The 22,137-nt window shown below is 66.1% G+C and carries 15 protein-coding genes, 2 tRNA genes and 1 pseudogene; 9 read left to right on the top strand and 9 right to left on the bottom strand.

Going from position 1 to position 22,137, the window contains the following annotated elements:
* Positions 1-28: 28 nt before the first annotated feature.
* The 5 genes from ACEN9K_RS13805 to bcp form a co-directional block, all read right to left on the bottom strand.
* Entirely contained in the window at positions 29-1,531 is a 1,503-nt protein-coding gene (locus tag ACEN9K_RS13805) for a malate:quinone oxidoreductase (RefSeq protein WP_056387928.1), read from the bottom strand.
* 79 nt (positions 1,532-1,610) lie between these two features.
* Positions 1,611-3,278 carry an ABC transporter substrate-binding protein gene (locus ACEN9K_RS13800; RefSeq protein ID WP_261377347.1) on the bottom strand — a complete coding sequence of 556 codons (1,668 nt, stop codon included), beginning with the start codon at positions 3,276-3,278 and terminating at the stop codon, positions 1,611-1,613.
* A 160-nt stretch (positions 3,279-3,438) separates the two neighbouring features.
* Positions 3,439-4,131, bottom strand: coding sequence for a fasciclin domain-containing protein (locus tag ACEN9K_RS13795; protein ID WP_056387927.1), 693 nt, complete (start codon positions 4,129-4,131; stop codon positions 3,439-3,441).
* Positions 4,132-4,361: 230 nt separating this feature from the next.
* A tRNA-Leu gene (locus tag ACEN9K_RS13790) sits at positions 4,362-4,443 on the bottom strand.
* Between the two features lie 119 nt (positions 4,444-4,562).
* The gene (gene bcp / locus ACEN9K_RS13785; RefSeq protein ID WP_018768345.1) at positions 4,563-5,036 is read right to left on the bottom strand and encodes a thioredoxin-dependent thiol peroxidase; all 474 of its coding nucleotides are present in this window, start codon (positions 5,034-5,036) and stop codon (positions 4,563-4,565) included.
* 96 nt (positions 5,037-5,132) lie between these two features.
* Here bcp and ACEN9K_RS13780 point away from each other — a divergent pair, with 96 nt between their 5' ends.
* Entirely contained in the window at positions 5,133-5,591 is a 459-nt protein-coding gene (locus ACEN9K_RS13780) for a MarR family winged helix-turn-helix transcriptional regulator (RefSeq protein WP_018768344.1), read from the top strand.
* A gap of 168 nt (positions 5,592-5,759) precedes the next feature.
* Here ACEN9K_RS13780 and ACEN9K_RS13775 read toward each other — a convergent pair.
* The 3 genes from ACEN9K_RS13775 to ACEN9K_RS13765 all read right to left on the bottom strand — a co-directional run bounded on the left by ACEN9K_RS13775 (position 5,760) and on the right by ACEN9K_RS13765 (position 8,344).
* Positions 5,760-5,835, bottom strand: a tRNA-Lys gene (locus ACEN9K_RS13775).
* A gap of 114 nt (positions 5,836-5,949) precedes the next feature.
* Entirely contained in the window at positions 5,950-7,080 is a 1,131-nt protein-coding gene (locus ACEN9K_RS13770) for a PQQ-dependent sugar dehydrogenase (protein ID WP_268003256.1), read from the bottom strand.
* Positions 7,081-7,135: 55 nt separating this feature from the next.
* Positions 7,136-8,344 (bottom strand): sunset domain-containing protein, encoded by a 1,209-nt coding sequence (locus ACEN9K_RS13765; RefSeq protein ID WP_495634554.1) that lies wholly within the window; start codon positions 8,342-8,344, stop codon positions 7,136-7,138.
* Between the two features lie 268 nt (positions 8,345-8,612).
* On the opposite strand from ACEN9K_RS13765, the gene ilvD reads away from it, so the two are divergent.
* The 8 genes from ilvD to metG all read left to right on the top strand — a co-directional run bounded on the left by ilvD (position 8,613) and on the right by metG (position 21,319).
* Entirely contained in the window at positions 8,613-10,331 is a 1,719-nt protein-coding gene (gene ilvD / locus ACEN9K_RS13760; protein ID WP_268003253.1) for a dihydroxy-acid dehydratase, read from the top strand.
* Positions 10,332-10,707: 376 nt separating this feature from the next.
* A complete protein-coding gene (locus ACEN9K_RS13755) occupies positions 10,708-12,615 on the top strand; it encodes an acetolactate synthase large subunit (RefSeq protein WP_018768341.1) in 1,908 nt (635 codons plus the stop codon).
* Between the two features lie 2 nt (positions 12,616-12,617).
* Positions 12,618-13,130: an acetolactate synthase small subunit gene (gene ilvN, locus ACEN9K_RS13750; protein WP_018768340.1), complete on the top strand. Its 513-nt coding sequence runs from the start codon at positions 12,618-12,620 to the stop codon at positions 13,128-13,130.
* An 83-nt stretch (positions 13,131-13,213) separates the two neighbouring features.
* Positions 13,214-14,239 (top strand): ketol-acid reductoisomerase, encoded by a 1,026-nt coding sequence (ilvC, locus tag ACEN9K_RS13745; protein WP_026265624.1) that lies wholly within the window; start codon positions 13,214-13,216, stop codon positions 14,237-14,239.
* 125 nt (positions 14,240-14,364) lie between these two features.
* Positions 14,365-15,954, top strand: coding sequence for a phosphoglycerate dehydrogenase (serA, locus tag ACEN9K_RS13740; RefSeq protein ID WP_018768338.1), 1,590 nt, complete (start codon positions 14,365-14,367; stop codon positions 15,952-15,954).
* Positions 15,955-16,172: 218 nt separating this feature from the next.
* Positions 16,173-18,971, top strand: coding sequence for an ABC transporter permease (locus ACEN9K_RS13735; protein ID WP_495634553.1), 2,799 nt, complete (start codon positions 16,173-16,175; stop codon positions 18,969-18,971).
* Positions 18,968-19,723: an ABC transporter ATP-binding protein gene (locus tag ACEN9K_RS13730; protein ID WP_018768336.1), complete on the top strand. Its 756-nt coding sequence runs from the start codon at positions 18,968-18,970 to the stop codon at positions 19,721-19,723. The genes ACEN9K_RS13735 and ACEN9K_RS13730 overlap by 4 nt, the downstream gene beginning before the upstream one ends.
* Positions 19,724-19,759: 36 nt before the next feature.
* Positions 19,760-21,319, top strand: coding sequence for a methionine--tRNA ligase (gene metG / locus ACEN9K_RS13725; protein WP_018768335.1), 1,560 nt, complete (start codon positions 19,760-19,762; stop codon positions 21,317-21,319).
* 88 nt (positions 21,320-21,407) lie between these two features.
* Here metG and ACEN9K_RS13720 read toward each other — a convergent pair.
* Positions 21,408-22,136, bottom strand: a pseudogene (locus tag ACEN9K_RS13720) (ABC transporter permease); the annotation flags it as partial.
* Position 22,137 lies beyond the last annotated feature (1 nt).

Here is a 22,137-nt window from a genome sequence, read left to right as displayed (position 1 = left end):
GGGGGTGCCAGCCGCTGGCCCCGCAGGGTCAGTGGCTGGCGGAAACGCTCTCCAGCTGGAGGGACGCGGCCGTTGCCCGTTCCAGCTCCGCGGCAAGGTTCGGATTCTCATCCAGCTTCACCCCGTAGCCGGGCATCATGTCCTTGAGCTTGCCCTGCCAGCCCTTGAAGTTCTTGGGGAACGTCTTCTGCAGCAGTTCGATCATGATGGGGACAGCGGTTGAGGCTCCGGGCGACGCGCCCAGGAGCGCACCGATGGAGCCGTCGCGGCCGGCAATCACCTCGGTACCGAACTGAAGGATGCCGCCCTTTTGCGGGTCTTTCTTGATGATCTGTACACGCTGGCCGGCGGTGATGAGTTCCCAGTCCCCGCCCTTTGCCTCGGGGTAGTACTCGCGCAGTGCCTCAACCTTCTGGTCGTGCCGCTTGACCACTTCCTTGACGAGGTACGCGGTGAGGTCCATGTTGTCCTTGGCCACGGCCAGCATCGGGATGATGTTCCCGGGCCGGATGGACAGCGGCAGGTCCAGGTAGGAGCCGTTCTTCAGGAAGTTGGTGGAGAAGCCGGCGTACGGACCGAACAGGAGCGAACGCTTCCCGTTGACGTAGCGGGTGTCCAGGTGCGGAACAGACATGGGGGGAGCGCCCACGGAGGCCTGGCCGTAGACCTTGGCACTGTGCTGGGCCGCGATGGCCTCGTCCGTGCAGCGGAAGAACTGGCCGGAGACGGGGAAGCCGCCATAGCCCTTGCTTTCGGGGATGCCGGAGGCCTGCAGCAGGTGCAGGGCCCCGCCGCCGGCTCCGACGAAGACGAACTTGGCGTGGATCTTGCCGTGTTCCCCGGACTTGGGGTACTTCAGCGTCAGGTCCCAGCCGCCGTCGGAGGCGCGGGAGATCCCGGTGACGTCGTGGTTGTAGTTGATTTCGACGCCGTTGTGCCCAAGGTAGGTCACCAGCTCGCGCGTGAGTGCCCCGAAGTCGACGTCGGTGCCCTCGGCCGCGCGGGTGGCGGCGATGCGCTGCTGGGGGTCGCGTCCCTTGACGATCAGTGGCGCCCACTTGGCGATCTGCGCGTGGTCCTCGGAGTACTCCATGCTGCGGAACAGGGGGTGCGGCTTCAGCGCCTCGTAGCGGGTCTTCAGGAACCGGGTGTGGTCCTCGCCGATCACGAAGCTCATGTGCGGGACAGTGTTGATGAAGCCCTTGGGCGAACCGATCAGGTTGTTGTCCACCAAGTGGGACCAGAACTGGCGGGAGAGCTGGAACTGTTCGTTGATGAGCAGTGCCTTGCCGGGGTTGACCGAGCCGTCTTTGGCTGCGGGGGAGTAGTTGAGTTCGCAGAGGGCGGCGTGGCCCGTGCCCGCGTTGTTCCAGGGGTCCGAGCTTTCGAGGCCCGGCTGGTCCAGCCGTTCGAACAGGGAGATGGTCCAGTCCGGCTCCAGCTGCTTGAGGAATGCCCCCAGGGTGGCGCTCATGATGCCGCCGCCTATCAGGACAACGTCGGCGTGTGGGGTCTTGGAAATGAAGGTCACGATCAGTCTCCGATTGCAGCGGCTCTGGCTGTCACAGAATATCCCCGCGCGGCCCGCATACTGAAATTGGCCGGGCCCGTCAAGGCTTTAGCTGGACCTTCGTGAAAACTTCGTTTAAGACCGGCGATGCAGGGTAGCTCAGCACCCGGTCTGACAGGGCAAGCGCGGAGATGGGGAAGGCGATGGGGACTGCCGGCACGGTCGCGGCGATCTGGGCATTGATGGTGTGATAAAGCTCATCCCGTTCCTTGCCGTCAGGCAGTCCCCGTGCCCGGTTGATCTTCGAGAACACCTGGGGATCCTGGTAGCCGAACTCGCCGTTCTTCTCTCCGAAGAGAGGGCCGACGAAGTTGTCCGCGTCCGAGTACGAGCCGTTCCAGCCGAGGATGTGCAGCGCGTGGTCGCCGGCGGACTGGACCTTCTGGAGGTAGCCGTCCGACCAGTCCACGGGGACAGGACGGATATTGAAGCCGACGGCGGTGAGCTGGCGGCTGAGCTCGGCGTAAACCTTTTCCGGCGTGGGCAGGTAGGGCCGGGTGACGTTCATGGGGTAGTAGAACTTCAGTTCCTCGCCCGCGTAGCCGCCCTCCTTGAGGTAATCCTTGGCCTTCAACGGATCGTGCCCGAGTGCCGGGGCGTCATTGTTGAAGCCGCTGATCTTGGGCGGGACAAACTGCGTGGCTTTGGCCGTGTTGTCGATAAAGAACTTCCGGATCAGGGTTTCCTTGTCGATCGCAAGCTCCACCGCCTGCCGGATCTTCTGGTTCTGCAGTACCGGGATGTCCTGGTTCATGCCGACGTACATCACCGAGAACGGGTCGCGCTGCACAATCTGTTTGCCGCGCTTGACCAGTTGGTCGAAATTCCCCACGGTCACGGCGTCATAGCCGTCGATCTTTCCGTCCAGCAGGGCCTGGAGGCGAATCTGGGGATGGTTGTAGGCCTGGAAATTGATGGTGGCGATCTGGCCGCGGTCACCCCAGTAGGTCTTGTTGCTGGAGAGGGTGACACTGTCGCTGCCCCACGCCGCCAGGGTGAAGGGCCCGGTGCCGACGGGGTTCGTGGCGAACCTGGACATGGCCTGGCCGCCCCGGTTCTGGTCCAGGACGTCTGCCGTGCCGGCGGCAAGGGCCCCAGGGGACGCAATGGCGAAAGCCGGCAGGGTCAGGGCCTGGAGGAACGCCGTGAAGCGCTGCGTCAGGTCGATCTGGACGGTGTCGGCCGAGACCGCCGTGCAGCTCTTGAAGATGGACAATCCGGGCTCGTCCGAGTGCGCCTTGAACACGCTCTTGAACGAGCTGCCTGGCGCCTGCCTCCGCAACTCGGCGGGAAACGCGAACCAGCGGTTGAAGTTGGCGCAGACGGCATCGGCGTTGAATGGCGTGCCGTCCTGGAACGTAACCCCGGAGCGGAGCTTGAAGGTGTAGGTCCGGCCCTCGTTGGACTCGTTCCATTCCGTGGCCAGCAGCGGGGTCGGCTTGCCGGTGGTCTGGTCCACGCCCACAAGGCCTTCAAGGATCTGGCGGGTGATGCGCTGCGACTCCACGTCGCTGGACAGGGCGGGATCCAGTCCCAGGGGCTGGGCGGCCGTGCCGAAACTGAAGGTGGCATCAGGCTCCGCCCGCGCGGAACTGGGCGTTCCGGATGTGGGGGAAGGGGACGGCGTCCCGGTGCATGACGTCATGCCCAGCGCCATGAGGACGGCGCCGGCCTTGATGACCGTTCGCCGCGATGTACTGCTGGGCACTCGTTTATCACCTCTGGATGCTGCCGGCTCCGCCCCTTGCGGGCCGGGACCAGTCTAGAGGACAAGGCATGGGGCCAATCCCAGGCACGTCCGGGACGCGCCAGGGCCGGGCCCGCTCGTTGCAGCGGGCCCGGCCTTGGTCATGTGGGGAAGAGAGGGCTTACTTGGGCATGAGGACGGAGTCGACCAGGTAGACCGTCGCATTCTTGGTCTTGACGCCGCCGCAGACCACGTTGGCGTTGTCCACCTTGAGGTTGTCGCCGCTGCCGGTGACGGTGACGGAGCCGCCCTGGACCGTGGCGTGCGTGCCGGCAATCTTGTCCGGGGTGATCTGGCCGGGAACCACGTGGTAGGTCAGGATCTTGCTGAGCAGCGCATCGTCCGTCTTCAGGGTCTCGATCGTGGCGGCGTCGATCTTCTTGAAGGCGTCGTCCACCGGCGCGAAGACGGTGAATTCGCCGCCGTTGAGCGTGTCAACCAGGTCCACCTTGGGGTTCAGCTTGCCGGAGACTGCAGCGGTGAGCGTGGTCAGGATCGGGTTGTTGGAGGCGGCGACGGCCACCGGGTCCAGGGCCATGCCCTCCACCGAGCCCGCACCGGTGGGAACCTGCTTGGCGTAGGCGGCGCAGCCTGGGCCAACCAGGTTTGCGGCCGGGTCCATCATGCCGGCCGAGGAGCTGGCCGACGCACTGGCGGAGGGGGACGCCATGCTGGAGCTGGGGGAGGATGACATCGGCGCCGACGACGCCGACGAACCGGAGGTGCTGCCGGAACCGCCACATGCGGTGAGGCTGAGCAGAGCGGCCGCTGCAACGCCTGCGACGGTGAAAGTTGTGCGCTTGAAGGTCTGCATTTCAGTTCTCCTTGGATCGTTTTGCCTGCCGCCCCGGATGGGATGTCCGCGGCCTGCAGTCTGCCTTGGGGTAAGCACCTGCCCTTGGCTGGTGTCTCAATGGCTATTCGGCCGTTGGGCAGTGGTGGATGGGTGATCTTTGGAGTTTTTCGATTTGAGGCACTAATCCGGCCCAAGCACCGTCATGCCTTAAACGCAAAATCCCCCGGCCGAAGCCGGGGGATCCCAGGTGCGCAAGGGGGGACTTGAACCCCCACGCCCGAAGGCACAGGAACCTAAATCCTGCGTGTCTGCCAATTTCACCACTCGCGCGCGGTTTCCTGCCGGGAACCCTGAAGGTTCGACGGCGGATGCCAGTGTCCATTGTAGCGTTGCCCGGGTACGTGGCTGGGAGGGTGCCTGGACAACTGACAGGGCGGTTGCCTGCGGGGTCAGTTGTCCAGATTGAGGTCCCGCCGCAGTTTGGCGACGTGTCCCGTGGCGCGGACGTTGTATTGGGCAAGGGAAACGTTGCCAGAGGGGTCCACGACGATTGTGGAGCGGATAAGGCCCTGGTACGTCTTGCCGTAGTTCTTCTTTTCGCCCCAGGCGCCGTAAGCCTCGGCCACCGCGTGGTCCGCGTCGGAGAGCAGGGGGAACGTCAGCGACTCGTTGGCAGCGAACTTGGCCAGTTTTTCAACCGGGTCGGGGGAGATGCCAAGGACGTCGAAGCCGGAGGCCTGCAGCGACGCAAGGCTGTCCCGGAAGTCGCAGGCTTCTTTGGTACAGCCGGGCGTGGAGGCGGCCGGGTAGAAATACACAATGGTGGAGCGGCCGGGCCGGGGAGCCAGGCTGACGTCCTTGCCGGTCGAATCCTGAAGAGTGAAAGCGGGTGCTTTGTCGCCGGTAACGAGTCTTTCAGCCATTGTTTTTCTCCTTGTCGCGGGCGGGACACAACAGCCTAGTAAGCACGTGGGGCGAGTGCTAATCGGCATTTGGCTATACTTGCTGCTATGCCTGATATGGATCACTGGCCCACAGGGCGCCTCCTGTCCACTGCTGCGCGCCTCGTTGAACACTCCTGGAACGAAAAACTTGGCGCCATCGGACTCACCCACGCCGGTGTTATCGCCATCGAGGTCCTTGCCGCGCAAGGACCCATGACCCAGGCGCAGCTTGCCCAGTATGTCCGTGTCCAGGCCCAGACCATGGGCAAGACACTCAGCCGGCTTGAGTCCCACGGCCACATCGTCCGGGTCCGCAGCACCTCGGACCGCAGGAGCCACGTCGTGTCGCTCACCGAGCAGGGCAAGGAAGCCGTTGCCCAGGCCGTGGAGATGGAGCGCTCCGTGCTGGCATCGGCGTCGATCGACCCCGAACTGCTGCGCCAGGAACTCAAGGCCGTAGTGCGCGAACTGGCCAGCCAGTTCTCCACCACGCCCAGCAACGCGGGCGACCTGGTGGACAACGCCGCCAAGTAGCAGTTGGCCCCGCAGGCCGTTTAAGGAAAAGCGCGGTCCCGGCATGGAAAAGCCGGGACCGCGCTTTTTTGGTGCCCGACTGCGGGGTGCCCGTTCCGGACGCCGTGAAGCCCTAAAACAAAACAGCCTCCGGTTTGTGTTTCCACAAACCGGAGGCTGTTTTCCCAGTGGTGCACCCCCCGGGACTTGAACCCGGAACCCATTGATTAAGAGTCAATTGCTCTGCCAATTGAGCTAGAGGTGCATCTTTTTTGCTTCCATCCCCGGGCTTTTTCTTTCCCGTTGATCTCCGCAACGACATGAAACTCTACACGAACTTTTGGTGCAAGTGAAATCGGCCCGGGTGGCGGTGCGTGAATCACTGGAATGGGCGCAAAACCAGCACGAAATCAGGGTTTTCGTTGTTCGTCAGCAGCCACAAACCTCCCTGCGGGGTCCGAATCACGTCGCGGATCCGGCCGTATCCGCCTGTGAAATAGGCCACAGGGGTGCCCGCCTCTGTCCCGTTGAGCGGCACCGTCCACAGGCGCTGCCCCCGGAGGGCGCCCAGATAGGCAACGCCCCCGGCTATCTCCAGTCCGCTGGGCGAAGAATCGCTCGTCGACGGCCACACCACTTTTGCATCCTGGAACTCCGCCCGGTGCGGTGCGCCGGTGACCAGCGGCCAGCCGTAGTTGGCGCCCGGCACAATCAGGTTCAGTTCGTCGTCCACGTCGGGTCCAAACTCGCTGGCCCACAGCCTGCCGGCGTCATCCCAGGCCAGGCCCTGGACGTTCCGGTGGCCCAGGCTGTAAGTGGCGTTGCCGAACGGGTTGCCCGGGGCGGGGCTGCCGTCGGGCGTAAGCCGAAGAATTTTTCCGCCCAGGGCGTTGGGGTCCTGCGGCTGCCCGCGGCGCTGGGCGTCGCCGGTGCCCACGTACAGGAGGCCGTCCGGGCCAAAGCGGATCCTGCCGCCGTTGTGGGTGGTGGCCTTTGGGATTCCTGAAAACACAACCTGGGGCTGGCCGAGCGCCAGGGAACCATCGCCATTGGCCTTGACGGTAAGCCGGATGACGCGGTTGTCCTCCTGTGCGGTCAGGTACGTGTACAGCAGGTGGTCCGTGGCGAAGTGCGGGGACAGTGCCAGGCCAAGCAGGCCCCCTTCCCCGGCGGGGACCACGCCCGGGATTTTGCCAAGCGTTGTGGCTTTTCCTTCCCGGACGGCCTTCAGGAGCGCTGTGTCCCGCTCGGAGATGATGGCGGTGCCGTCCGGAAGGAAGACCGCCGCCCAAGGGATGCTCAGCTGGAGGTCCAGCCGTTCCTGCACCGCCGGTACGGGGGCAGAAGAAGCGGAAGGGGCAGGGGCGGTAGAGAGTGGGGGAACAACGACGGCGGTTTCCGGCGGGGTGCCGCGGCTTGCCGTGCCTGTGGCCGGTGCAGGCGGCCCGGGGGTCCCCGTGCAGGCGGCAAGCGCCAGGGACAGGGCCAGCGCCAGGCACGATGCCAGCACCTTGGATGAGTCCAGGCAAGGAAGGCCCGCCGCAACGCGGCGGGCCTTCCTCCTCTTAGAGCCGTTTGCGCCGGGGCGCGCGGAAGCCGGCGGCCTCCGCGTGTGCGGCAGATTCAAACCAGACTTCCGCCCGGGTCTGCTCATAGTCGGGATGTCCTTCTTCGTAGTAGACCATCGCGGCGGCATCGCCCTTCACGGTGTAGTCCGCCGGTCCGCTCCCATCGGGGCCCGGCGCGGCCGAACCTGCGCCATAGGGCTCATCTGCTGCGAGGTGTCCGGCCGGCTCGACGGCAGCCATACCCTGTGCCTGAGCGCCCTGGGCGTGCCCGCCTTGTGGCGGCGCGCCCTGCCCGGCCGCTGCCACGTCCTGCCCGGCCGCTGCCACGTCCTGCCCGGCCGCTGCCACGTCCTGCCCGGCCGCGGGCACACCCTGGTCCTGGCCGGAGGGCTGGTGGTGATCCGCCCCGTTCTCCACCAGGGCGGAGGACTGGGTGCGGTCCAGTGTTTCGGCCGCTGCGGCCTGTCCCTCGGTGCCATCGGCGGCTGGCGGCACGGCCGGCTCCTGGTGGGCCGGTGATGCGGACGTGTCGGCGTGGTGCCGTGGCGCGTGCCCGCCGGCCGGCTGCGCTGGCGCCGCGCCGCCGTCGTCCGTGCCTTCCAGTGCAGCCGTTTCAGCGCCGGGAAGCGTGGGGGCGTGCGGTGCCGTGTACTCGTCATGGTGGACCGGGCGGGTCGCCGGGGGTGAAGCCTGCCCGGACGGCGCCCCGGCGGGAGCTCCGGCCTGTGCCGGCTGTTCCGCGGGAGTTCCGGCTGCACCTGCGGCGGAGGAGCCTGACCCGGAGCCGGCCTCGGACCACTGGGTTTCCCACTCGGCCTGGTCTGCCGCCTGGTTCTGTGCCTGGTCCTGGCTGCGACCGTCCCCGTCCTCTGTGCTGCCGGGTGACGTGCTGCGGGGCGACGTGCCGCCTGCCGGAGTGCCGGCGCTGGATGCAGCGGCGGAATCAGCCGGTTCCTCAGCGGTGGGAAGGACGGCCGGTTCGGCGGGCTTTCCGAACCCCGCTGCCGTGGGGATGCCGGTGGTGCCCGCAGCCTGGGCGGAGGCCGCGGCACTGCCGCCTTCGAGCGCTCCATCGGTCCGGACCCTGTCCGTCCCTGCCCCCGGCGATGATCCGCCGCGCTGATTGGCGGACCTGCTGCGGTTCACCAGCCAGCCGATGATGATGATGACGATAACGACGAGAATGATCCAGAAAACAATGTCCATGGCAGGCCTTTCGGTCCAAGTGGCTCGGTGTCCTGTCCCCGACGCTACGTCGGGTCACCACTGCTGTCCAGAGATCCCGCGCCACGCCGGGGGGGGGGGGGGTCATGGCCGTGAAGCTCCTGCGGCCGGGCGGGACCCGGCATGCGCTGCGCCGAGTCTCGAAATATGAGACGAATGTCCACTATTTGACAACCATTTCCGTGCCTTTTGGCCCAACCTCTGCGCAGACTGTCGTTTCCGCGACGGTCTGCGCCCTAGACTTTCCCCTATGAGTGACGCCCAGACCGCCTCCGAGACCACGCCTGACATCAAACCCCGCAGCCGCGTCGTGACCGACGGGATCCATGCGGCCCCCGCGCGCGGCATGTTCCGGGCGGTCGGGATGGGCGATGACGACTTCGCCAAGCCGCAGGTGGGCGTGGCGAGTTCATGGAATGAGATCACCCCCTGCAACCTCTCACTGAACCGGCTTGCGCAGGGCGCCAAGGAAGGCGTCCACGCAGGTGGCGGGTTCCCCATGCAGTTCGGCACCATCTCCGTCTCCGACGGCATCTCGATGGGCCACGAGGGCATGCACTTCTCCCTGGTTTCACGCGAGGTCATCGCCGACTCCGTTGAGACCGTCATGCAGGCGGAACGGATCGACGGTTCGGTCCTCCTGGCCGGCTGCGACAAGTCCCTGCCCGGCATGCTGATGGCGGCGGCCCGACTGGACCTTGCCAGCGTGTTCCTCTACGCCGGCTCCATCATGCCCGGCTGGGTCAAGCTCGAGGACGGCTCCGAGAAGGAAGTCACCCTCATTGACGCCTTCGAAGCCGTCGGCGCATGCGCGGCCGGCAAGATGAGCATGGAGGACCTCACCCGCATCGAAAAGGCCATCTGCCCCGGCGAAGGCGCGTGCGGCGGGATGTACACGGCCAACACCATGGCCTGCATCGGCGAGGCCCTGGGCATGTCCCTGCCCGGCTCGGCCGCACCGCCCTCGGCAGACCGCCGTCGTGATGAGTTCGCCCGCAAGTCCGGCGAAGCCGTGGTCAACCTCCTGCGCAAGGGCATCACGGCCCGCGACATCATGACCAGGGACGCCTTCGAGAACGCCATTGCCGTCACGATGGCCTTCGGCGGCTCCACCAACGCCGTCCTGCACCTGCTGGCCATTGCCCGCGAAGCCGAGGTTGAGCTCACCCTTGACGACTTCAACCGCATTGGCGACAGGATCCCGCACCTGGGCGACCTGAAGCCTTTCGGCCGCTACGTGATGACCGACGTCGACAGGATCGGCGGCGTGCCGGTGATCATGAAAGCCCTGCTCGACGCCGGCCTGCTCCACGGCGACTGCCTCACCGTCACGGGCAAGACCGTTGCGGAAAACCTGGAAGCGATCAACCCGCCGGACGTGGACGGAAAGATCCTCCGCGCTTTGGACAATCCGATCCACAAGACCGGCGGCATCACCATCCTTCACGGCTCCATGGCCCCCGAAGGCGCCGTCGTCAAGAGTGCCGGATTCGACGCCGATGTCTTCGAGGGAACCGCCCGCGTGTTCGAGCGCGAACAGGGCGCCCTGGACGCGCTGGACAACGGCAAGATCCAGGCGGGCGACGTCGTCGTGATCCGCTACGAAGGACCCAAGGGCGGCCCCGGCATGCGCGAAATGCTCGCAATCACCGGCGCCATCAAGGGGGCAGGCCTGGGCAAGGACGTCCTGCTGCTCACCGACGGCCGGTTCTCCGGCGGCACCACCGGCCTGTGCATCGGCCACGTTGCCCCGGAAGCGGTCGACGGCGGCCCCATCGCCTTCGTGAAGGACGGTGACAGGATCCGGGTGGACATCGCCGCCCGCAGCTTCGACCTGCTGGTGGACGACGCAGAACTGGAAGCCCGGAAGGTGGGCTGGGAGCCGCTCCCTGCCCGCTACACCAAGGGTGTGCTTGCCAAGTACGCCAAGCTGGTGCACAGCGCCAGCCAGGGCGCCTACACCGGCTGACGGGTGATCCCTTCCCAAGTGATGCGGCGCGGCCGCCGCATCACTTGGGGCCCTCGGGATCCCCCTTATTAAGCCCTGCCGCCTGTGCGGTTGGGTTTCGGTCGGTCCTTCCGAGATAGGATCAAAGAGTGGACAATGGGGTCCACATGGTGAGATAGGGTTGTCGCTCGTTGACACCTGTCTCACCGAGAGGGAAGACTGAACGCATGACTTTCGTTACCGCCGGCACCGTCGTCGTCCTTACCAAGCGCGTGGCACATTAGCCTCCACTGGTAACGAACCGTCACGCGCGAAACCCCTCACAGAGCCACCCGGCTGAGGGGTTTTTTTATTTCCCCCAGCCAGAAACCACAGAAGATCCACAAGGAAGAGTCCGATGAGCAAAGGATCGCCCATCAGCCCCTCGCTGATGGCCACCAAGTCCGCTGGAGCCGCCAAGGCTCCGGAACGCGCCGACCGGACGGCTGACCACGCCGCCGTCGTCGCCGACCTTGCTGCCGTCTCTCCTGTCCTTGGGCCGAACAACGTCGTACCCCCGACGGTGATGACCGGCTCGCAAGCAATCGTCCGCTCGCTCGAAGAACTCGGCGTCGACGACATTTTCGGTTTGCCGGGTGGCGCGATCCTGCCCACCTACGACCCCTTGATGGCCTCCACCATGAACCACGTGCTGGTCCGTCACGAACAGGGAGCCGGCCACGCCGCGCAAGGCTACGCCATGGTCACCGGGCGGGTTGGCGTCTGCATCGCCACCTCGGGTCCCGGGGCCACCAACCTCGTTACCGCCATCATGGATGCCCACATGGACTCCGTGCCACTGGTGGCCATCACCGGCCAGGTGTCCAGCGGCGTCATCGGCACCGACGCCTTCCAGGAAGCCGACATCGTGGGTATCACCATGCCCATCACCAAGCACTCCTTCCTGGTGACCGACCCCAACGACATCCCGCACGTCATGGCCGAAGCCTTCCACCTGGCTTCCACCGGCCGTCCGGGCCCCGTGCTTGTCGACGTCGCCAAGGACGCCCAGGTGGGCCAGATGACGTTCTCCTGGCCGCCGAAGATCGACCTGCCCGGCTACCGGCCGGTCACCCGCGGCCACAACAAGCAGGTCCGCGAGGCGGCCAAGCTCATTGCGGCGTCCACCAAGCCGGTACTGTACGTGGGCGGCGGCGTGGTCAAGGCACACGCGTCAGCTGAACTGCTTGCACTCGCCGAAGCAACCGGGGCACCTGTCGTCACCACCCTGATGGCCAAGGGTGCATTCCCGGATTCGCACCCGCAGCACGTGGGCATGCCCGGCATGCATGGCACCGTTTCCGCCGTCACGGCCCTGCAGCAGTCCGACCTGCTGATCACCCTCGGAGCCCGCTTCGATGACCGCGTGACCGGCGTGCTGAAGACCTTCGCGCCCAACGCCAAAGTCATCCATGCGGACATCGACCCGGCCGAGATCTCCAAGAACCGCACCGCCGATGTCCCCATTGTGGGGTCCGTCAAGGAGATCATCCCGGAACTGACCGAGGCCGTACGCAGCCAGTTCGAGGCCTCCGGCGCCCCTGACTTGACCACCTGGTGGGCCTTCCTTAACAACCTCAAGGAAACCTATCCGCTGGGCTGGACGGAGCCTGACGACGGCCTCATCGCACCGCAGAAGGTCATCCAGCGGATCGGCGCCCTGACCGGGCCTGAAGGCGTTTACGTGGCCGGCGTGGGCCAGCACCAGATGTGGGCTGCCCAGTTCATCAAGTACGAGCGCCCCCACGCATGGCTGAACTCCGGCGGCGCGGGAACCATGGGCTACGCCGTGCCGGCGGCCATGGGCGCCAAGGTGGGCGAGCCGGACCGGGTGGTCTGGGCCATCGACGGCGACGGCTGCTTCCAGATGACCAACCAGGAACTGGCCACCTGCGCCATCAACAAGATCCCCATCAAGGTTGCTGTCATCAACAACTCCTCGCTGGGCATGGTGCGCCAGTGGCAGACCCTCTTCTACGAGGGCCGCTACTCCAACACCGACCTCAACACCGGCCACGACACCGTCCGCATCCCGGACTTCGTCAAGCTGGGGGAGGCCTACGGCTGTGCCTCGTTCCGCTGCGAACGCGACGAGGACATTGACGCCACCATCCAAAAGGCCCTCGAAATCAACGACCGCCCCGTGGTTATCGACTTCGTGGTGAGCCCCAACTCCATGGTGTGGCCGATGGTGCCCGCCGGCGTGAGCAACGACCAGATCCAGGTTGCCCGCAACATGACCCCGGAATGGGAAGAGGAAGACTGAGCATGAGCCGCCACACACTCTCCGTCCTGGTTGAGGACAAGCCCGGCGTCCTGACCCGCGTGGCCAGCCTGTTCGCCCGCCGCGCCTTCAACATCAACTCCCTGGCCGTTGGCCCCACCGAAGTGCCGGGCGTATCCCGCATGACGGTGGTGGTCGACGCCGACGGCGACCTCATCGAGCAGGTCACCAAGCAGCTCAACAAACTGATCAACGTCATCAAGATCGTTGAGCTGACCCCAGAATCTTCCGTACAGCGCGACCACATCCTGGTCAAAGTACGTGCGGATGCCGCAACACGTCTGCAGGTAACCCAGGCCGCAGACCTGTTCCGTGCCTCAGTGGTCGACGTCTCCACCGACTCCGTCGTCATTGAGGCCACCGGCCACCCCGAAAAGCTCACGGCACTGCTTTCAGTGCTGGAGCCCTTCGGCATCCGCGAAATTGTGCAGTCCGGCACCCTGGCCGTTGGACGGGGATCCCGCTCCATGAGTGACCGGGCGCTCCGCTCCGCCTAGGCACCTGCCCAAGGCGGGCCCCGCGCCCGTAACCGCAGCACCGCAAGACCACTATCTACAACCACTCAAGAGGAGTTACGCAAGTGACTGAAATGTTCTACGACGACGACGCCGATCTGTCGATCATCCAGGGCCGCAAGGTTGCCATCGTTGGCTACGGTTCCCAGGGCCACGCCCACGCGCTCAACCTGCGCGATTCCGGCGTCGAGGTCGTCATCGCCCTGAAGGACGGCTCCAAGTCGACCGCCAAGGCGCAGGATGCAGGCTTCACGGTCAAGAACGTTGCCGACGCCGCCGAATGGGCTGACGTCATCATGATCCTGGCGCCGGACCAGCACCAGCGCGCGATCTACAACGACTCCATCAAGGACAAGCTGACCCCCGGCAAGGCACTGGCGTTCGCCCACGGCTTCAACATCCGCTTCGGCTACATCCAGGCACCGGAAGGCGTTGACGTCATCCTGGTGGCCCCGAAGGCTCCGGGCCACACCGTGCGCCGCGAGTTCGAGGCCGGCCGCGGCATCCCGGACATCATCGCCGTCGAGCAGGACGCGTCCGGCAACGCCTGGGAGCTGGCCAAGTCCTACGCCAAGGCCATCGGCGGCACCCGCGCGGGCGTCATCAAGACCACCTTCACCGAAGAGACCGAAACGGACCTCTTCGGCGAGCAGGCTGTCCTCTGCGGCGGCGTTTCCCAGCTGATCCAGTACGGCTTCGAGACCCTCACCGAGGCCGGCTACCAGCCGCAGATCGCCTACTTCGAGGTGCTGCACGAGCTCAAGCTCATCGTCGACCTCATGTGGGAGGGCGGCATCGCCAAGCAGCGCTGGAGCGTCTCGGACACCGCAGAATACGGCGACTACGTCTCCGGCCCGCGCGTCATCACCCCCCAGGTGAAGGAAAACATGAAGGCCGTCCTGGCCGACATCCAGTCCGGTGCCTTCGCCAAGCGCTTCATCGAGGACCAGGACAACGGCGGCGTGGAGTTCAAGGAACTGCGTGCCAAGGCCGAGCAGCACCCCATCGAGGCTGTCGGCCGCGAACTGCGCTCCCTGTTCTCCTGGCAGCAGCAGGACGTCGACTACGTGGAAGGCTCCGCAGCCCGCTAAGGCTGCCAGCCCAACCACATAGACCGCAACGGTGAGGCCGGGTTCACACTTAACAATGTGAGCCCGGCCTTTCCGTCGGCCTAGACTTGTTTCCATCCCCAGGACTGCAACGCAGAGGATCAGCCGTGTCAAAACCCGTAGTACTGCTCGCCGAAGAACTTTCCCCCGCCACCGTCGAGGCCCTTGGCCCGGACTTTGAAATCCGCCAGACCGACGGTGCCGACCGTTCCCAGCTGCTTTCTGCGATCAGTGACGTAGACGCCATCCTGGTCCGCTCCGCCACCCAGGTTGACGCCGAAGCCATCGCTGCGGCCAAGAACCTGAAGGTCATTGCCCGTGCCGGCGTGGGGCTGGACAACGTGGACATCAAGGCCGCCACCCAGGCCGGCGTCATGGTGGTCAACGCGCCCACGTCCAACATCGTGTCCGCCGCTGAACTCACCGTGGGCCACATCCTGAGCCTGGCCCGCCACATCCCGCAGGCCAGCGCCGCCCTCAAGGACGGCGAATGGAAGCGCTCCAAGTACACCGGCATCGAGCTGTTCGAAAAGAAGATCGGCATCATCGGCCTGGGCCGGATCGGTGCCCTGGTGGCAGCCCGCCTGAAGGGCTTCGACACCAAGATCCTTGCCTACGACCCCTACATCACCTCCGCCCGCGCCGCGCAGCTGGGCGTGCAGCTGGTGACCCTGGACGAACTCCTGGCCCAGTCGGACTTCATCACCATCCACATGCCCAAGACGCCCGAGACGGTGGGCATGCTGGGCGCTGACGCGTTCAAGAAGATGAAGAGCACCGCCTACGTGGTCAACGTGGCCCGCGGTGGCCTGGTGGACGAGGAAGCCCTCTTCACCGCCCTCCAGGACGGCGAGATCGCCGGCGCCGGCGTGGACGTCTTCGCCAAGGAGCCCAGCACCGACCTGCCGTTCTTCAAGCTCGACAACGTGGTGGTGACCCCGCACCTGGGCGCCTCCACCGACGAAGCCCAGGAGAAGGCCGGCGTCTCCGTGGCCAAGTCCGTCCGCCTCGCCCTCGCCGGCGAGCTGGTGCCGGATGCCGTCAACGTTGCCGGCGGCGTCATTGCCCCCGACGTCCGCCCCGGCATCCCGCTGATCGAGAAGCTGGGCCGCATCTTCACCGCGCTGACCCACGCCTCCCTGACCCAGTTCGACGTCGAGGTGGCCGGCGAAATCTCCTCACTCGACGTCAAGGTCCTGGAACTGGCCGCGCTGAAGGGTATCTTCGCCGACGTCGTGACCGAACAGGTGTCCTATGTCAACGCCCCGGTGATCGCCGAGCAGCGCGGCATCAACGTCCGCCTGATCACCACGCCGGAGACCGAGTCCTACCGCAACGTCCTGACCCTGCGCGGCGCCCTCAGCGACGGCAGCCAGATCTCCGTGGCCGGCACCCTGACCGGTCCCAAGCAGATCGAGAAGCTGGTGGGCATCAACGGCTTCGAGGTTGAGATCCCCATCAGCGAGCACCTCGTGGTGGTTGCCTACACCGACCGCCCCGGCGTGATCGGAACCATCGGCCACATCCTGGGCATGAACAACATCAACATCGCCGGCATGCAGGTGGCGCGTTCCAACGAGGGCGGCCAGGTCCTTGCCCTGCTGACCATCGACAGCTCTGTGCCGCAGCAGGTGCTGGACGCCATCAAGGCAGGCATCGGCGCTGAGATGGTCCGGGAAGTGGACCTGGAAGACTAACGCGACACACCGGCCGAAACGCCGCTGCCGCCCCTCCGCAAGGCTTCGTCCACTGCGGAGCCACGTATGATTGGCCGGTCTGCTTACAATGGCTTGGTCCTGATTCAGGACCGTAGCCGGCAGACCGGCCAATACCTTTTGCACATCCGTCCGTCATTGTCCACGTCTGCCCGGGCGGATGGAAGTGTGCGCACGCAATCCAGGTTTCAGGGAGTTCCATGAACGCCGTCCAGAGGTTCATCAGAAGCAGGGTGCTGCTGTTGACCGCGGCCATCTTGATCGCAGCCATGTGCTTGTCGGTCCTCGTTCAAAGCCAGTCACAGGCTGCGCTCAACCGCACGGTTGATGAAAACTCGAGGGGGCTCTACGACATCCTGGTCCAGGCCAAGGCACCCTCCGGGGCCCTCCTGCAGCCCGAGATCGCCAACGGCGCCGGCGGCATCGGCTTCGACCAGCTGGACTCCATCCGGAAGCTGTCCGGCACGTCCGTGGCGGCCCCCATCAGCCTGGTCTCGCGGGTCACCCAGAACCTTGAGACGCCCCGGCTCGACGCCATGGACTACCTCGGCTACAACGCCGGGCTGGCCGGCACCGCCACCGCGGACCAGGCGGCGGGTGCCACCTCACCGGACAAGTGGCCGGCCGCTGAATCGGTCCTGACCGATGCCGCCAAGAAGTACCGGCTGACCGCCAGCGCAGTGAGCTCTGACGGCAACTCGGAGCAGACCCTCTTCAAGACCACCGCCGAGGGCACGCTGGGCAAGGCCCGGCTCGTGGAGGAAAAGGCCCAGGGCGGCAGCAGCATCCGCATCGCCCCGGCGGCGGGGGAGACCGGCATCAAATTCCCCGCCCCCGCCGGCGGCTCCGAGCACAATCTCTTCAACCTTTCCGTCGCCCTCCCGCTGGCTCCCGAGGTCACCGAATCCGTGGTGGCAGTGGACCCGGCCGCTGAACGGGCCCTGCTGGGCTCCGCGGGCGACTTCCTGGCCCCGTTGGAGAAGGCCCCGCCCGCCGACGCACGCGACGCGGGCGCCGTGGGCCGCTACCTGGAAGGCCTCTTCACCAACGGCATCAGCATGGACCAACTCAAGGAAGGTCCGGACTTCCTGGGCGTCAAGCTCAAGTACTGGGCTCCGCTGATGACCCAGTACCAGCAGGCCAAGCGCACCGGCCAGCTGACCAGCGGCTCGCAGGCCGTCCCGCTGATCGTGCGTTCCGGAACATCCCTGGACCTGAAGTACAACGTCAAGATCGAGGAGATTGACGACGCCGGCAAGGTAGTCAAGGACGTCGGCACCGTGTCGAAGTCCCTGGGCAAGGATTACCTGCCGTTCGTCTCGAAGGACCCGTTCGTTTTGTCATGGCCGGGCTCCACGGACCACTCGTCGCTGCTGGGCAACAACGGCAACTTCAACGCGGGCCTGTACACCCCGGCAAAGTGGAGCACCAACTTCGCCGGCGCCCCCAAATACAACGACAGTGACACAGCGGCCAACGGTGCCGTGGAAAAGACCGCTGTTCCCGGCGAATGGGTCACCGTCAACCGCCTTCCTGACAAGGCCGCCAACGGCGCGCCCGTTGACCAGACCCAGCGGAACCCGGTGGACGAGCGGTCCTACCGGGACAACCTGTCCACCGGCCAGCAGCAGGCGGCAACGCCGTTGCCCATGGTGTACGGCACGTTCGACCCCGCCGCTGTCGAGGCGGCCTCCGGGGACGTCAACAAGCTCCCGCTGGGCGGCTACGACCCCACGCCGTTCACGCTGGTCAAGGATGCTGCCGGCAAGGATGTTCCCGCAGCAGACCTGAAGCCCTCGTTGAGCGCCACCGGGCTGGCCAGCCAGTCCGCCGGTGCCATCACCGACTACTACGGACTCGCAGCAGCGCGCGGCTACAAGCAGAACGCCGCCGTCATCGACGCCGTGCGCGTCCGCGCCAAGGCGCCGGGCAGCTGGAAGGACGCCCAGCCCGAGGTGGAGAAGCTCGCCGCCGAGATCAGGGACATGGGCCTGGACGCCACCGTGGTGGCCGGTTCGGCGCGTGAGGACACCAGCATCTTCGTTCCCGGCTACTCCAAGGACGGAGCCGGCAAGGAGTCCGCCCTGGGCACCGTCCAGCAGTCCTGGGTCCGGCAGAACGCTGCCGAAGCCGTGGCCGGAGCACTGTCCGGAACGAACATCACGCTGCTGTTCCTCACCCTGTGCGGCGCCGCCCTGCTGACGGGGGCCTCCACCGTGAGCTACATCCGGAAACGGCGCAGCGAGGCAGGAACCCTGCGGGCCATGGGCTGGACCCAGCGGCGGATCCGCAGCTGGCTACTTGAGGAATTCGGCGTCGGGGCCGTACTGCTCGCCGCCGCCGGCATCGTGCTGAGCCTGGTGAGCTGGAGCCTTGCCACCGCACTGGTGTGCGCCGCCGTCCTGGTCCTGTACTGCGGCGCGGCCCTCTTCGCCGCGCAGCAGCTCCGCCACCGCGACGTGATCGACCAGGAGCCGCAGCACGACGAACGGCTCATCCCGGTGGATTCGCCGCTGACCTTCGCCAACCGGCAGCTGAGCACCAACAAGTTCAACACGTTGTCCCTGGCGGTTGCGGTCGGCGTCTTCGGTGCCGCCGTCGGCGGGCTGATCGCCCTGCTGATCGACATCCCGCGGGCAGCGGGTGCAAGCGCGCTGAGCGGCCTGGCGGCGGCCAGCGTCACCCTGCCGAGCATCCTGCTGGCGCTTGCGGGGGTGGCCGTGGGACTGGTGCTCACCCTGGTGACAGGCCGCTTCGAGCTCAACGCCAAGCGGCAATACCTTGGCATCCTCCAGGCGATGGGCTGGAACCCTGACATGCTCCGCCAGGTCCGTTTGTTCGAGAACGCACTGGTGGGAACCGTGGCCCTGCCGCTGGGCGTGCTGGGCGCCCTGGGCATCGGCCTGCTGCTGGCACCCTACGCGGCCATCTGGGCCGCCGTAGCCGGCCTGGTGGCTGTAATTTGCTGGATACCTATTGCAACGAAAGTGGTCCAATGACAAACCCGACGAACCTCCAGCGCAGCCGCAGGAGCGGCTCCAACGAGGTCCCCCTGCAGACCCGGGCCAACACCATCGTCAAGTCGGCCGACCACGCCACCCCGCTGGAGATGCGCGACATCACCATCCGCTATGGCGGTGGAAAGGGCGGCGCCGAGGCCGTGAGCGTGGTGGAAGGCTTCGACCTGACCCTGCACGCCGGCGAAATGCACTGTGTGGCCGGCCGAAGCGGCTCCGGCAAGACCAGCATCCTGACCGTCGGCGCGGGACTCACCCTGCCGACGTCGGGCCGCGTTTTCTGGGAAGGCGATTCGCTCGAAAGCATGGGCGACGACGAAATCGCCGACCGCCGTCGTGCACTGATCGGTTATGTGGACCAGGGCGGTGCCCTGATCGACGGCATGAGCGCACTGGAGAACGTGCTCCTGCCTGCCGTTCCGGACGGCGAAGTGGACCAGCGGCGCGACATGGCCAAGGACCTCCTGGACCTGGTGGGCCTTGGCCGGCGGATGCGGCACCGTCCCGCCCAGCTGTCCGGCGGTGAACGGCAGCGCGTGGCGATCGCCCGCGCCCTGATCCTGGGCACCAGGGTCCTGGTGGTGGACGAGCCCACCGCCAGCCTGGACCGTGCCTCTGCCAACCGCATTATCAGTATCCTGAAGGACACCACCTCTGACGGGATCGCCGTCCTGGTGGCCTCCCACGACCACGAACTGGTCCGGCTGAGCGATACCCTGACAGAACTGATCTAGCCCCGCCCACTCCGCACTGAAGGTAACCGTCCGAACGTGACTGCTCCAGAAAAAACGCCGTTCTACATCACCACGGCCATCACCTACCCCAACGGTGTGCCGCACATCGGCCATGCCTACGAGTACATAGCCACCGACGCCATGGCGCGCTTCAAGCGGCTGGACGGTTATGACGTGATGTTCCTGACCGGCACGGACGAGCACGGCATGAAGATTGCCCAGACCGCGGAGAAGGAGGGCGTCACGCCCAAGGAGCTGGTGGACCGGAACGCGGAGGTCTACATGGCCGCGCACGCCGCGCTGGGCATCAGCTACGACCGCTTCATCCGCACCACGGACGAGGACCACTACGCTGCCTCGCAGGCCATCTGGAAGAAGATGGAAGCGAACGGGGACATCTACCTCTCCAAGTACGAGGGCTGGTACTCCGTCCGGGACGAAGCCTTCTATGGCGAGGATGACACCGTGGTCAAGGACGACGGCGTGCGCTACTCGAAAGAGACGGACACTGAGGTGACGTGGACGGCGGAGGAGAGCTACTTCTTCCGGCTGTCCGCCTACCAGGACAAACTGCTGGCACTGTATGAATCCCACCCGGAATTCGGCGCGCCGCAGTACCGGTTCAACGAGGTCATCAGCTTCGTCAAGCGCGGGCTGGAGGATCTGTCCATCAGCCGGACCACGTTCGACTGGGGCGTTCCCGTGCCCGGCAACGACAAGCACGTCATGTATGTCTGGGTGGACGCGCTGACCAACTACCTCACGGGCGTCGGTTACCCGGATGTGGACTCGGACAAGTTCCGGAAGTACTGGCCCGCCGACGTCCACATCATCGGCAAGGACATCTCCCGGTTCCACGCCATCTACTGGCCCGCCTTCCTGATGAGCGCAGGGCTGGATCTGCCCAAGCGGGTCATGATCCACGGGTTCCTGCACAACAACGGGGTCAAGATGTCCAAGTCCCTGGGCAACGTGGTGGCTCCTGCCGATTTCGTTGCCCGCTATGGGCTGGACCAGGTGCGGTTCTTCTTCCTCCGCGAAGTCCCGTTCGGGGCCGATGGCAGCTACAACCACGAGGCCATCGTGGGGCGCATGAACGCGGACCTGGCGAACAACTTCGGCAACCTCGCACAGCGGTCGCTGTCCATGGTGGCGAAGAACTGCGGCGCCTCGGTTCCCACCCCCGGAGAGTTCACGGCTGCGGACCAGGCCATCCTTGACCAGGCCAACGGCCTGCTGGACGCCGCCCGCGCCGCCTTCGACAAGCAGGAATTCAGCCGCGCCCTGGAAGCTGTCTGGGGCGTGCTGCACCACACCAACGCCTACTTCGCCGATCAGGCGCCCTGGGTCCTGCGGAAGACCGACGTCGAACGCATGAACACCGTCCTGTACGTGACCCTGGAGGTCCTGCGGATCGTGGCCATCCTGGCCCAGCCGGTCATGCCCAACGCCACGGCCAAGCTCCTGGACGCCCTGGGCCAGGCAGAAGGTGAAGCCCGCCAGTTCGCCGCCATCGCCAGCCCGATCGTCCCGGGAACGGCACTGCCGGCTCCCACTCCTGTGTTCCCCAAGTTCGAGGAACCGGCCGAAGCCTGAGGTTCCGGCGCACGAAAGGGCAGGTGAGGCGGACTTCCGCGCCACCTGCCCTTTCCCGTTCCGGCGCCCTGGCCCGGCCGTCGGCGGGCTATGCGGCGGCAAGCCCCTGGACAGGCGACAGCCGTGCCGCACGCCGGGCAGGAATGACCGACGCCAGCAGGCCGGCGACCACGGCCACGGCCAGTACCCCCAACAACTGCAGCCAAGGGACGGAGGGTGTGACCTCGGCCAGGCTGCCGAGGGCGGACCGCGCCCCCAGCCAGCCATAGACGCTGCCCAGGACAGCACCAATCACTGCGGCGACGCCGGCCACCAGGGCTGCCTCAAGGGCCAGCATGCCCCGCAGCTGGCCTTTGGTAAGGCCCAGCGCCCGGAGCAGGGAGTTCTCCCTGGTCCGTTCGAGCACGGACAGCGACAGTGTATTGGCCACGCCGATCAGCGCGATCAGCACCGCCACCCCCAATAGGCCCGTGACCATTAGGAGCAGTACGTCGATGACCTCATTGAAGGTGACCCGCTCTATGGCGGCGCCGCTGACCGCACCCGCGGACACGCCTGCTGCCTGGGCAACAGCGGACTGGATGTCCTTGATCCGGTCTGCGGACAGCGGTGCGCCGCCGGGAGCGTCCGCCAGGCGCAGCCAGACGGCACTGGCCGCGGGGCCGGTGCCATCGGTCCGCGCACTGTCTGTTGGGGCAACGCCACTGCCCGTCAGGCCCGACTGGCGGGCGGTGTCGGTGGACACCAGGGCCGGGATGTTGCGGGTCCGCAGCACCACGGCTTCCAAGGTGGCCCGTCCGGCGGCGCCGTTGACCTTT

The organism is Pseudarthrobacter sp. Pseusp20, from assembly GCF_059492155.1.
This window is presented reverse-complemented; position numbering and strand designations above follow the sequence as displayed.